The sequence below is a fragment of the Actinoplanes sp. ATCC 53533 genome (genome assembly GCF_003947245.1).
The window spans coordinates 10,701-24,570 of the sequence record NZ_QHHV01000110.1 but is presented as its reverse complement, the minus strand read 5'-3'; the positions used below and the strand labels follow the sequence as shown (position 1 = coordinate 24,570).

The 13,870-nt window shown below is 70.6% G+C and carries 5 protein-coding genes; 2 read left to right on the top strand and 3 right to left on the bottom strand.

Annotated features, from left to right (window positions below):
- Positions 1 to 29 precede the first annotated feature (29 nt).
- Positions 30 to 3,131: an alpha-L-rhamnosidase gene (locus DMB66_RS32395; protein WP_233624996.1), complete on the top strand. Its 3,102-nt coding sequence runs from the start codon at positions 30 to 32 to the stop codon at positions 3,129 to 3,131.
- 104 nt (positions 3,132 to 3,235) lie between these two features.
- Entirely contained in the window at positions 3,236 to 4,849 is a 1,614-nt protein-coding gene (locus tag DMB66_RS32390; RefSeq protein ID WP_125807923.1) for a carboxylesterase/lipase family protein, read from the top strand.
- 49 nt (positions 4,850 to 4,898) lie between these two features.
- Here DMB66_RS32390 and DMB66_RS32385 read toward each other — a convergent pair whose 3' ends face one another.
- The 3 genes from DMB66_RS32385 to DMB66_RS32375 form a co-directional block, all read right to left on the bottom strand.
- Positions 4,899 to 6,176: an ABC transporter substrate-binding protein gene (locus DMB66_RS32385; RefSeq protein WP_199752744.1), complete on the bottom strand. Its 1,278-nt coding sequence runs from the start codon at positions 6,174 to 6,176 to the stop codon at positions 4,899 to 4,901.
- 17 nt (positions 6,177 to 6,193) lie between these two features.
- Positions 6,194 to 7,273: a hypothetical protein gene (locus DMB66_RS32380; protein WP_125807922.1), complete on the bottom strand. Its 1,080-nt coding sequence runs from the start codon at positions 7,271 to 7,273 to the stop codon at positions 6,194 to 6,196.
- Between the two features lie 437 nt (positions 7,274 to 7,710).
- Positions 7,711 to 13,869: a S8 family serine peptidase gene (locus DMB66_RS32375; protein WP_125807921.1), complete on the bottom strand. Its 6,159-nt coding sequence runs from the start codon at positions 13,867 to 13,869 to the stop codon at positions 7,711 to 7,713.
- Between the last annotated feature and the right edge of the window lies 1 nt (position 13,870).

Sequence of the window (13,870 nt, the reverse complement as noted above, 5' to 3'; positions counted from 1 at the left end):
CTCTGATGTCACCGATAAGAAGACCGGCGATGCTGACTACCGCCCTGCTGATGACTCTCGGCGTGGCCGCACCGGCGAGCGCCACCCTGTCCTCCTCCGGCGACGTACGAGTCATCAAGCTCAGCGTCGACGGCCGCTACGACTCCCCGCTCGGCCTCGACAACACCCGCCCGACCCTCGCCTGGCAGATGGACGAGACCCGCTGCCGCCCCGGCGCGCGTGTCTGCCCCGGCGACCGCCAGACCGCGTACGAGATCCAAGCGGCCAGCACCGTCGCGCAGCTGGCGGCGGGCCGCCTGCTGTGGCGCACCGGCCGCGTCGCCGGCAACCAGCAACAGGCCCAGTTCGGCCGGGTCCTGCGCTCACGGGACACGGTCGCGTGGCGGGTGCGGGTCTGGGACGCCCACCGCAAGGCGTCCGCCTGGTCCAAGCCGGCGACGTGGTCGATGGGCCTGCTGCTGCGGAGCGACTGGGGTGCGGCCCGCTGGATCGACTACCCCGACCGGGCCGAGAACCAGCCGATGCCGATCTTCGCCCGCCCGTTCGTCACCTCGAAGAGGATCGCCGACGCGCGGCTCTACCTCTCCGGTGTGGGGCTGCACCACGCCACCCTCAACGGGCGCCGGATCACCGACGAGGTCCTGGCCCCGGGCAACTCCAACTACCAGCTCTCCAGCGAATACCGCACCTACGACCTCACCGAGGCTGTGCGCTCCGGCGCGAACACCCTCGGCGTCGAGTTGGGCAACGGCCCCGCCTATGTGCGTCGCAGCGTCACCAACCCGGCGGTCGGGCGCACGGCCCCGTACTCGTGGTGGCAGAGCCAGCTCAAGGGCGACGGCACCCTGACCGCGCCGGCCCCGGCCGGCGCCACCAGCATCACGGTCAGCGGCACCGCCGGCTACCACCTCGGCGGCACCGTCAACGTCGACACCGGCGGGGGAGGGTACCGCCTCGAATCGCGTGTCATCACCGCGATCGGCGCGGGAACCATCACCTTCACCCCGGCCCTGAGCGCCGCCCACGAGGCCGGCGCCAAGGTGACCGGCTCCGGCAACAACATCGCCGCCAGCGACGCCAGCGCGGGAGCGGCCGTCACCCCGAGGTTCATCGGCCGCCTCGAAATCACCTACCGTGACGGCAGCACGGACACGATCGTCACCGACCGGTCCTGGCGTACCGCCCTCGGCCCGCTGGTCACCGACGCCTGGTACTCCGGCTCCGACTACGACGCCCGCCGCGAGCAGCCCGGCTGGAACACCCCCGGCGCGAACCTGACCGCCACTGCCACCCGCCGCGACGGCACCCCCACCGGGTGGATCAGCGCCGGCATCGCCCCACCGCCGAACCTGGCCACCAGGCTCGTCGCCCGCGCCGCCGAGCCGGTCACCGTGCGGGAAGAGTTCAAGCCGACCTCGGTCACCAACCCGGTACCCGGCACGTGGGTATTCGACTTCGGCCAGAACATCGTCGGCTGGCCCCGACTGGACCTCACGCGCGTCCCGGCCGGCACCACGGTCAAGATGGCGCCCGCCGAGTCACTCAACCCGGACGGCACCGTCAACCAGGCGTCGCTCATGGGCGGCGGCGGCTCCCGTGGTGTCGACCTGTTCAACACCTACACCGCTGCGGGTCTGCGCCACGACGAGCGGTGGCAGCCGCACTTCAACTACTTCGGCATGCAGTGGGTCCAGGTCACCGGCCTGCCTCAGGGTTTCGTGCCGACCCGCGATCTGATCACCGGTGTCCGGCTGCAGGGGGACACCCCCGTGGCGGGCACTTTCACGTCGTCGAACGCCCGGGTCAACCGCATCCACACCATGGCGCGCTACTCGTTCGCGAGCAACATCATGTCGGTCCTCACCGACTGCCCCGGCCGCGAGAAGCTGTCGTATCCCGCGGACTACACGATGCCGATGGGCGCCATCCACCGGAACTTCGAGCTGAACGCCTTCCTGCGGACCACCATGCGGCACCTCGTCGAGGGACAGTCGCTGGCGGACACGCCGATGAACGGCAACGTCGCCCTCAAGACCCCGGTGTACGACTGGGGATACTCCGGCCGCTTCGGCGACGAGATCAACTGGGGCAACGCCATCGTGCTCGTCCCGAGCATCCTCAACGAGCTGTACGGCGACACCGCGATGATGAACGCCTACTACGACCGCATGGTGCGTTTCATGGACTACATCCAGCGGGAGAAGGCCCGCGACTTCATCGTCGACGCGGCACTGGGCGACTGGGTCGGTGACGAACCGACCTCCGGGCGCATCACCGGCACCTGGGGCTACTACCTAACGGCCCAGGCCATGGCCCGCGCCGCCACGCTGACCGGCCACACCGCCGACGCCGCCACCTACACCTCGCTGGCGGCGAACATCAAGACCGCGTTCAACCAGGCCTTCCTCAACGAGGCCCTCGGCCGCTACACAGCCACCGGCGACGCCGGCACCAGCGGCGCCACCCAGACCGCGCAGGCGCTCGCGCTCGACGCCGGCCTGGTCCCCGAGGGCAGCCGGGGCGAGGTGCTCAACGCGCTCGTCGAGCTCGTCCACGCCTACCACCCCAACGGCACCGGCCCGCACCTGAGCGGCGGCATCATCGGCATGGGACCGATCGTCCGCGCGCTGATGAACGGCGACCGTGACGACGTCCTCTGGCAGACGCTGCAGCAGAACGACCAGCCCAGCTACGGCTACTTCATGGCCTCCACCCCGGCCAACCCCGGCGGGATGACCACCGTCGGCGAACGCTGGAACCGCGGCGACTCCAAGAACCACATGATCCTCGCTCAGATCGAGGAGTGGTTCCACGCGGGCGTCGCCGGCATCGCTTCCTCGGGCGAACGTCTGGTCTTCAAGCCCAAGCCCGTCGGCGACCTGACCAGGGCGGCCGGCTCGTACGAGACCCGGGCCGGCACCGCCCGCAGCACCTGGGTCAGGAAGGACGGCCGCCTCACCCTGTCGGTCACCGTCCCGGCCAACACCCAGGCCGAGGTCTGGGTTCCCACCACCAGCGAGCGCGATGTGAGGGCGTCCGGACGCGCCACGTTCCAGCGCATCGACGGCGCGTACGCGGTCTACGCCGTGCCCGCCGGATCGCACACCTTCACCGCACCGGCCAAGCCGTAACGCCTCTTGACGGCGGTGAGCGCGACGTGCTCACCGCCGTCACCGCCCCGCACCTCGTAAGACACGCGGGACCGAAACCGTGTGCGCGCTACCGAAGGAGACCCATGGAAGCCTCGCGGATGACCCGCAGGACACTGATCGGTGGATCGCTGGCCGCGGTCGCCGGGATGAGCGTGCCACTCCCGGCACGGGCCCACCGCGGCCGGACAACCGACGAAGCCGCGACCCGCTACGGCAAGGTGCGTGGACGACGTGCGGACGGCATCGTCAAGTTCCTCGGCGTGCCGTACGCGACCCCGCCGCTCGGCAAGCTCCGGTTCAAAGCTCCCCGGCCGCCGCAGCGGTGGTCCGGCGTGCGTGACACCGTGACCTTCCCCAACCCGGCCTGCCAAGCGGTGGGCGGCGAGATGGGCCCCACCGGCAACGGCCGCATGCCGGCACCGTCCGAAGACTGCCTCTACCTCAACATCTGGACCCCCGCCGCCGACCGCAAGCGCCGCCCGGTGCTGTTCTACAACCACGGCGGCGGCTACATGATCGGCTCCGGCTCCGCCACCGGACAGGACGGCACCCACCTGGCCCAGCTCTACGACGTGGTGGTCGTCGAGTCCAACCACCGCCTCGGCCTGCTCGGCTACCTGTTCCTCGGCGACCTCGCCGGCGGTGACCACGCCGCCAACCAGGGAATGCTGGACATTCTCGCGGCGCTGCGGTGGACCAGCGAGAACATCGACAACTTCGGCGGCGACCCCGACAACATCATGGTCTGGGGCGAGAGCGGCGGCGGCGCCAAGACCGCGGCCGTCCACACCATGCCGGGCGCCGCGCGGCTGTTCCACAAGGCCTCGATCGAAAGCGCGGCGCCGCTGCGCTTTCCCACCCGTGCCGGCGCCACCGCCCGGGCCGCGCGCACGCTGGAACTGCTGGGCCTGACGAAGGCCGACATTCCGCGGCTGTACGACATCCCGGCCGCCCGGCTGCTGGAGATCCAGCAGTCGGAGGCCGCGAACGGCGTCGCGCCGTGGGGCGACCCGGGCCCGCTGCCGGGCTTCGGCGCCTTCGTCGACGGCAGGATCATTCCCCGGCATCCGTTCGCCGACGGCGCCGCACCGTTCTCGGCCCGCAAACCGCTGATGATCGGCACCTGCCGCGACGAGACCGTGTTCTTCAGCCTCTTCGGGCCGCCCGACATCTTCCGGATCGACGAGGCCGGCCTGCGAAGCCGGCTCAGCGGCACCTACCAGGGCGCCGAACTCGACCGCATCATCGCGACGTTCCGCGAATCACGCCCCGGCGCGACCCCGGCACAGCTCTACTTCGCCATCACCACCGCACCCATCTGGCGCGACGCGATCAAGATCGCTGAGGCCAAGGCGGCACAGCACGCCGCACCCGTGTTCATGTACCAGCTCGCCTACCCGAACCCGACCCTGGTGCCCGGCACCGAGTTCCCCATCGGTTCGCCGCACGCGTCCGACATCCCCGTCAAGTTCGCCAACACCGGACAAGACGAACTGCCCGGGCTGCGCGCGACCAGCAGGCACATGAGCGCCCTGTGGGCCGGCTTCGCCCGCACCGGCCGTCCCACCGCGACGCACGTGCCGCGATGGCCCGCCTACACGCCGAGGAACCGCGCCACGATGTGGATCGACGCGGAGTGCCGGATCGTCAACGACCTCGACAGAAGCGAAAGGCTGTACTGGCAGAACCCGGCCTGAGTCCATCACTATACGGATGTGGCACGCGGTCGTGCCCAGAGTCGGCAGATCAGGACTGGGCACCGCACGGCACGGTCAGCCAGTCGGTGGTGGGGATGGCCGTGCGGACCTGTTCGAGCTGGCTCAGGATCGTGTCGAGGCGTTCGGGCGACTGGAGGAATTCCAGGACCGCCCGGTAGAAGGCGTTCGTCATCGCGCTGGGCATCAGGTCGGACGCGTCGAAACACAACGCGGCCTGCCCGGTGAGTGTCCGCGCGATGCGCCGGCTCACCGGGTTGTCGTAGATCGCCGGGTCGACGCCACGGTTGGCGGAGAACACCGAACCGTGGCTCACCGTCGGCCAGATGCTCTGCGCCTCGTCGGTGGCGAGGAAACGCATCAGCTCGCGTGCTTCCGGCCTGTCGGTGAACAGGGCGGCCAGGTCGGCGGAGACCTCCCACGCCCGGGGGCCGTCCGACGGGAACGGCACGAAGTCCAGGTCGGCGCCACGGCCGTCGCCGGCCACGAAGGACGCCTGGTGGTGCAGGAAACAGCCGGGCGGGTCGGTGTGCATGTCCCGGCCCGCGTCGCCGAATTCGGTGAAAAGCACGCCGGCCCGGACGAAGCCGGGCCGCAACGCGACCTGGCTCCAGGCCGTCCACGCCCGGCGGATCTCCGGGGCGGTCCAGGCCACCTGCCCGGCCGCCCAGCGCTGGTACGCCGCTGTGCCGGCCTGGTGCAGCACGAGATCCTCGATCCAGTCCGTGCCGGGCCAGCCGGAGACCGGGGTGGATCCCATGCCCATGCACCAGGCGGCGCCGTCACCCGTGCTGAGCCGTGCGCTGAGCCCGACCAGGTCGTCCCAGGTCGGCGGTGCGTCGCCGGACAGGTCGGGGACCCGGCGTGGATCGTACCAGATGAGGCTCTTGAGAGAGGTCTTGACTGCCACCGCGTAGCGGGCCCGGCCGTTCGCGTTGTCCATCCGCTCCAGGTGCAACCATTGTGGACTGTGCGACTGCGCCGAGCCGGCGTCGATCACGTCGTCCAGTGGCCGCACCGCGGAGCGGCGGACGTAACCGGCGAGATCGCCCGGACTGGGCAGGACCGCGATGTCCGGGGGTGTGCCTTTCAGCACCTCAGCGGTCAGCACCTGATTGAGCGCCCGGGTGCCCTGGAAGTGCACCCGGATGCCGGTCTTGGCGGTGAACCTGTCCAGAACCTGCCGGAAGGCCGCGGCCTCGCCGCCGGCCCACGACGCGAGCACAGTCACCCCCACCCGGTCGCCGCCCGCACACGCCGCGCTGCCGCTGAGCAGCAGGGCGACGGCGGCCAGAGCCACGGCACGCACGGTACGCATCATCGCCCCTATCTGTACTCGTCGATGCGTGGGTGGAGCCCGAGCGGCACCAGCGCCATGGCGATCAGCGCCGCGAGCATCAGCGGCATCGGCCGGCCGGCCGTGTCGGCGGCCGCCGCGGCATGCCCGTCCACGTCCCTGATGTGGGCCGTGAGTGACTCCTCGCCCGGAGGCTCCCCGCTCGCGGCGCGACGGTCGACCGTCGCGCCGCACCCGTCCGGGCAGGCCTTCGCGACCAGGTCACCGAGCATCTGCTGGCCATGGCGGTCGGCGGCGTCGATCCGCGCCTGCCAGACACCCGCCAGCGCGTCGCCCGCGTTCCGCGTCGCGGTCAATTCGCCGCGAGCGGCGAAATCGAATGACATTCCGGCGGCCAGGACCAGCACGGCGGCGGTCGCACCGAGCAAAGGCACATTGAAGGTACGGCGGAAGCGGCGGCTCAGGAACACCTGGGCGCCCACCAGCAGCGCGAACAGCACGACCACCGGCACGATCCAGGTGACCGCCCAGCCCGGCGCCATCCGGCCGGCCGTGAGCTGCCCGGCCAGCGCCCGCCGCTCGACGGTCAACAGGTCGTCGAGCTGCGCGAGGATGCCGCCGGCGGGCATGTGCAGCAAGCGCGAGGCGTACCAGAGGTCGGCGCGGGCCAGCGCCGAGCCGGGATCCTGCCGGTAGTGCGCGTCAGCCTGCTCGATGAGCCCGGAGTAGGCGGCCAGTTGACCCTGTACGAGCTGGATGCTCTGGCCGACCCCGGCGCCCGCGATGCTGTCCACCGCGAGTTGGGTGAGGCTCTGGCCGGCGAGGGCGAGCTGGCTCTGATATCGCTCGCCGGGGCCGGTCAGGCCCGCCGCCCCGGTCCGGAAGCTGTCGACGGCGGCCACGTCCGCCTCCACGAGCGCGGCGTGCGCGGCCAGGATGTGCATGATCGACGGCACCGAGTGCGCCTTGACGCGCTCGGCGGTGGCCTGTGTGCCCTGGGAGACCCACACCGTCATGCCGAGCGCCGCGACCAGCGCGACCTCCAGCACGATCAGCGAACGCCACAACGTGGACCACGTCGTCCCCGCACGGATCCCGAACCTGGCCAACGTCTGACCTCCCGTGCGGCGGCGCCCCCGGGAGGAACAGTAGCGGACAGTGTCCACACAGCTACCAGGATGCCACTAGCTCAGCCCATCCGCGGCGCGGCTCTTCCGCCTGCTGTCCGTCTCGCTGGGTCCTGGTATCACGGCGCGGGCCTGCGCCAGCCTGTCCGGCAAGGATTCCTGGGCCACCCGAGCCGAACCAGTTCGAAGCCCTGCGGCGGCTGGCCGAGGTGCTGATCTCGGTAGGCGATCGTGCCGGGGCGAACGACGCGTTCGAGCGCGCCCGGGCGGTACTCGCCAGTTTCCCGGACGGTGGCCCGGAGAAACTGCGAACTCGGTTCGCCCTCCTGGCGGACAAGGTGCGGCCCGAAGCTGGGTAGCCATGGTCGGAGCCTCCCCGGCGACTTCGCCGAGGAGGCTCCGACCACGGGTGGGCCAACTCAGAGGCGCGGATCCTCCTGGACCTTCAGGGCGTTGAGGATCGGGTCGCCCTCGCCCTTCTCCCGGTTGAACACGATCGTCAGATCGCCGCCGGTGTGCTTGACGGTGACCAGGTTCGTGTCCGCGGTCAGCGCACCCACCTTCGCCTGCACGTCATGGTCGTAGAGCACGACCTTGCCGTCGGCGAGCACATCGAAGGCACGCTTGCCGGCCTTGACCTTCTCGATCTCCGCGAAGTCGAGGCCGATCCGGTACGTCGCGGCCGGGGCGTTCTTGAACACGTAGCTGAACGTCTCGCCGGTCCGCTGGGTGCGGAACAGCGCGTCGTCCTGGGTGCCGGCGATGTCGGCCCTGGTGGTACGCGCCTTGCCGCCGACGTAGCCCCAGGGCCGCGAGCCGAGCGCCTGGTCGGGCGACCAGACGAAGCCGCCGGCGCCGACGTGTCCCGATCCGCCGGCGTCGACGCCCTGCCAGTAGGCCGACGTCGCCAGGCGGACCGACTTGAGCTGGGTCTCGCCCTTGCCGGCGTTCGACGCCACGAGCACGTCCCCGACGAGCACGCCGGGCTTGATGCCGGCGTTGTCGGCCGTCACCGTGACCTTGGTGGACGTGCCCGCCGCGAGCCTGACCGTGCCGGTCGCGGCCGCGCCCGTGAGGGTGAGCCAGGAAAGGTCGGCGGCCTCGCTGATCCGCACCTCGAGCGGGGCGGAGCCGCTGTTGGTGACGGTCATGTCCGCGGTCGCCTGCTGGCCCTTGTCGAGGAGCCAGTCGAGGCCCCCTCCGGTGACGGTGACGGTGGCGATGCCGGTGGTCAACGCCGTGTTCACCACCTCGGCCTGATCCTTCCTGGTGATGATCACCGGGCGGCCGGCGGTGACGTAGTTCGGCGCCCCGACCTGCACGGTGTTCTCGCCGACCAGCGCCTGGGCCTTCCATCGGCCCTTCACGTCGGTCGTGATGACCCGCTCACCCGCGGGCCCCTGGAGCGTGACGATCGCGCCCTCGATCGGCTTGCCGTCGTTCTTGTCGGTGACCGTGCCCTCGATCGTGCCCGCGGCCGGGAGGGTGTACTCCAGCCCCAGGCCGGCCTTCAGCACGGGCTGGTCGACGGAGTACTGGCCCGCGGGGTTGCGGTTCAGGCTCTCCACACCGACCGTCGCCGACGACCCCCGGGTGAGCGGGTTGTCGCCGCCGACGCCGTCGCCGTAGCCGATCTGGATCCGTCCGTCGGCGATCAGGGTGACCGAGAAACTGACGCGAGCCGTCTGGTCACTGTAGAAGGCGACGTTGCGCCATTCGATGACCTGCGCCGCCACCCCGTCCACCTGGGTCGTGCCGAAGTAGATGCCCGCCTCGTCGTCGACGACGAGGTCGTCCCAGAGCGGGTAGATCGCGTCGATCGGGTACGGGGACGGGAGCGCCGTGTTGCTCCCCGACGTGTTGGCGCGGTCGAAGGTCAGCGCGCCGTTCGTCGTCACGCACACGCCGTCCCAGGCGCTGTCGTAGAACGGCTGGAGGTAATCGACGTTGAACCACAGCACGCCACAGACGTCGTCGCCGTGCCAGCCGGACTCCTGGTTGCCCTGGCGGTAGAGCCCGTCGGTCACCTTCATCGTGTACGAGCGACCGGCGGGAGCCACCGGCACGGGGCCCGGGTCCGGCTGCTCGGGCTGGGGTTCCGGCTCCGCCTCATCAGTACGGGGATCGAGCGTGACGCGCAGCGCGGCGATGCTCGGGGCCTTCAGGCCCTTCGAGCCCCGCAGCTCCACGGTCAGCGGGCCGCCCTCGTGCCGCACGACAGCCTTCCGCCAGTCGGCGGCGTTCGGCCCCACGGCCTTGGCCGGATCGTAGGCGTAGTCCGCCAGCGTGCCGTCCACGAGGACGTCGAACACCCGCTTCCCCCTGGCCACCTTGTCGATCTCGGCGAACCCGAAGTCGATCGCGTAGGTGCCCTTGGGCGCGTCCGGGAAGCGGTAGAACAGCTGCTTGTCCGCCGTGGTGCGCTGCGACTGGAACAGGGCGTCGTCCGTCGTACCGGCGATCGGGGCCTTCGTGGACGCGACCTTCGTCCTGCCCTGGTAGCCCCACGACTTCTTGCCGGCGGCCTGGTCGGCGGACCAGGCGAAGCCGGAGCCGTCGGTGAGCTTCGCGCCGCCGGCGTTGACGCCGACCTGGTACTTCGTGGTCGTGAGCGTCACCGGGACGTAGCTCTTGGGCTGCCGTCCGGAGTCGGACCGGACCACGATGTTCGCGCCCTGGACGCCGGGCTCGGTGCCCTTCGAGGAGATCGAGACCTTGACGGTCGTCGACTGACCGGGGGCGAGGGTGCCGCCGGTCGAGGAGAGCGACAGCCACGGCAGGTCGGTGAGCAGGTCGTCCTCGACGTCGACGAGCACGACGTCGTCGGCGATCTGGTCCACCGCCCACAGCGCCCCGGTGGCGTCGGTCTCGAGGCCGCCGCCCAGGCCCGCCTTCCGGCCCGGGAACCACCACGCGTTCACCAGCGAGCAGTCGTCGGGGTCGACCTGCAACAGGCGGGTGGGCCGGTTGGAGGTGAGGTCGGTGTACCAGATCGTGTCCGACGCCTGGTTGTAGGCCAGGCCCATCACCTCGGGCAGCGGTGGGGCGCAGAAGGACAGGAGCGCGCCCGGGTTGTCGTGCGACGTACCGGCGACGGTCCCGATCATGCCGTTCGCGCGGCCGCCGACGTAGAAGACGTCCCGGATCGGGTTGTAGGCGAGACCGGTCAGCTGCAGCGTGGACCAGTCACCCTTGATCTGCCTCGTCTTCTTTCCGGTCTCGGTGTTGAAGCAGTGGATGTAGCTGGCCGGGCTGTCCTCCATCTGGCACATGTCACCGGTCTTGGTGTCCAGGGCCATGTCGAACGCCCGGTACGCGGGGTTCCACGACGCGTCGAAGACCTTCCCGGTCTTCTTACCCTTCACCGTATAGGCGGTGTTGGTCCGCGCGACGTAGTCGTGGACCCAGACGTCGCCGTCGTAGCCGATGCCGGAGGGCTCCTTCTCCGCGATGGTGCCGGGGATGGGGATCCGGGTGATGACGTCGCCGCCGGAGGTCGCGCCGACCTTGGCAGCCGCCTGCGCTTCGGTGACGCGGGAAGTGGCGCTCGACGTGGCAGCCTTGCCGTCGACGTTCGACGGCTTCATGCCGCTCGCACCGGCCTTCCACGCGGCGAGGTCGATCGTGCTGGCCGCACCCGTGCCGGTGCGCGCGGTGGCGCCGGCGGCGTCGAGCTCGGGGTGCCGCGCGGCTTCGCCCAGGTTGTAGGTGAGGGGAGCGGATCCGTTGTTGGTCAGCGTGAGCGAGCCCACGCCGTTCTGGTCGGTGCCGAGCAGCGCGTCGAGGCCGTCGGCCTTCAGGCCGGCGGCACCCGTGGTCAGACGTGCGTCGATCGTGGCCTTCGCGTAGAGCTGCTTCAGCGAGAAGGGGTACGCCGCGGTCGTGTAGTTCGGCGTCTCCACCGTCATGGTGTAATCGCCGACCGGAAGCTGGCGGTGCACGAGGCCCGTCCCGTTGGTGGTGACGGTCTCCACGAGCCCGTTCTTGTCGCTGAAGGAGACCTTCGCGCCGGCGACCGGCAGCCCGTCGTTCTGGTCGACGACGGTCGCGTCGAGGTACCCGAAGTCAGGCATGTCGTAGGTGACGATCATGTCGTCGCGCAGCACCGGGGCGCTGTCGGAGAACCGGATGCCGTCGACGCCGGCCCAGCCCTGGATGCCCGTGACGGCGTGCGCGCCGGCGGTCACCGGGTCGTCGGTCCCGACGCCGTCGCCGTACCCGAAGATCATGGTGCCCGAACGGGTGAGCGTGGCCGAGAAATTGACCGGCTCCGTGTACTCCGACCGGGTCGGATAGGCCCAGAGCTTGGCGTCTCGGTACTCGACGACGAACGCGTCCTCACCGTTGACCTTGGTGGCCGCCGTGAAGACACCGCCGCCGGGGGCGAACTGGACGGGGGTCTGGACGTACAGCGGGAAGATGCCCGCACCGCCGTAGCCGGGTCCGGTGCTGCCGTCCGGGGCGATGACGCCGCGCAGGCCGATGCCGAGGGCGTCGTGGCTGCCGTTGTAGAGCGCGATCGGGAACGGCAGCTTCACCGTGGCCCACACACCGCTGGCGAAGGTGACCGGTTCGGTGCCGCGCAGGTAGTCGCCGGAGGAGACGGCGCAGCTGTAGCCGCCCTTGTCGACGACGAGCCCGACCGGGATCTCGGACGGCTCGTTCCGCGCGCCGACGGTCAGCGGGACCGTCGTGGGCGAGAAGCAGGCGTTGGGCTTGACGGCCAGCTTGTACGCGCCCTCGGGGACAGCGGTGATCGTGAACGCGCCGTTGGCATCCGTGCGTACCGGCTTCAGCGGTGTGTCGGTGATGGAGACGTCGGCGTTCGGGACGGGCCGCTTCTTGTCGTCGACGACCCGGCCGCTGATGTCGTGCCTCGCGGCGGCATCCAGCGGCAGCTTGACGGAGGTGTCCTGGCCGAGGGTGATCGTGACGTCGGCGGTCGCGGTCAGGTAGCCGAAGACCTTGGTGCTGAGCCGGTAGTCGCCGACCGGGAGGTTCGTCGTGAACCGGCCGGCAGAGTCGGTGCCGATCGACCGGCTGAACGGCCCACTGATCGTCACGTCGGCGGCCGGGACCGGGGCGCCGTCGGCGGTGACGACGCCGGTGAGGGTGCCGCCCTTCCGCGGCGCGAGTTCCAGCAGGCGGACGAGGTCGAGCCGGCCCTCGCCGTACTTGTTGTTGACCTCGACGGTGCCGCCGCACTCGGTGTCGTCGACGTCGATGGCCGACTCGCCGAGCAGGCGGCGGGTCTCGTCGACCTGCCCGACCAGGGTCGGGTCGTAACTCCAGAGCGCCGCGACGGCGCCGGCGACGTGCGGTGCCGCCATCGACGTACCGGACATCTCGGCGTAGCTGTTGTTCGGATAGGACGAACGGACGCCGCTACCCGGGGCGGCGATCTCGGGCTTGATCCGACCGCCCTCGCCCGCACCCTTGCGGGAGAACGAGGCGAGCCTGCCGTCCGACGAGAAGGCGCCGACGGAGTAGGCGCTCTCGGCGGAACCGGGCGAGGAGACGGTGTCGCAGGCCGCGTACGGCGCGGTGTTCCCCGACGACCAGACGCTGAAGATGCCCGCGGCGGTCCAGGCCTCGTCGATGGCCCGGAAGAAGTCGTTGAAGTTGTGTTCGGCGTTCTGACCCCACGAGTTGTTGATGACGTGGGGGCGCTTGGCCGGATCGGGGTTGTTCCCCCGGACGTCGGTCGGTGCGAGCAGCCACCAGCCGGACCGCAGCAGCGACTCGGCGCCGGTGTCCGCGCAGCAGCCGTCCGTCGCGATCCACTGCGCTTCCGGTGCGACACCGACGTGGTTGGTGCCGTCGTCGCCGACCATGGTGCCCATGGTGTGCGTGCCGTGTCCGTTGTCGTCGCAGGGCGCGCCCGCGCACGAGCTCCGGGTGGCCATCCAGTTGTAGTTGTGGTCGACGGTGCCGTCGGGCTTCGTGCCGCGGTACTGGTGCGTCAGGGCGGGGTGGTCGAACTGCACGCCCGAGTCGAGGTTGGACACGGTGATGCCGGCGCCGGTGGCGCCCATGGCCCACGCCTGCGGGGCGTGGATGGCCTCCAGACCCCACGCGACGGTGTCGTCCTTCGGGGCGGCGGTTCGGCCGGGCTGGGGGACTTTCTCGTCCACCGGCTCGACGAGCGCGACCTGCGGCGTCGCGTGGATCTCGGCGACCTGCACCCGGGCCGCCACGTCGAGGGCGAGCTTCTCGGTGCCGCCCTTGACGAGCACGGCGTTGACGATCGGGTAGGAGGTGTACTTGACGCCGGCCCGGTCGAGCTCGGTGGAGACCGATGCCGTGGAGCTCTTCGCCGCCGCGGTCAGCGCGTCGTAGACGAACTGACCACGAGCGGTCCAGTCGGCGATCTTCTTCGCCGGCCCGAGGTCGGCCCCGGTCTCGAAGGTGATCCAGAAGTCGGCGGAGGGCTGCGTGCGGAAGCGGTCCCGCAGGTTCGGCGCGATCTTGCCGGCGGCCGTGCCGGGATCCGGCTCCGCCGCGGACGCCGGTAGTGGCTGGAGCATGCTCAGGCCGACCGCTGCGGCCAGCGTTGCCGCGAGGGCTTTGAATCTCATG

Excerpts from the sequence above, each read along its gene's own strand:
- DMB66_RS32395 (WP_233624996.1), top strand. The coding sequence starts at position 30 with ATGCTGACTACCGCCCTGCTGATGACTCTCGGCGTGGCCGCACCGGCG.
- DMB66_RS32390 (WP_125807923.1), top strand. The coding sequence starts at position 3,236 with ATGGAAGCCTCGCGGATGACCCGCAGGACACTGATCGGTGGATCGCTG.
- DMB66_RS32375 (WP_125807921.1), bottom strand. The coding sequence starts at position 13,869 with ATGAGATTCAAAGCCCTCGCGGCAACGCTGGCCGCAGCGGTCGGCCTG.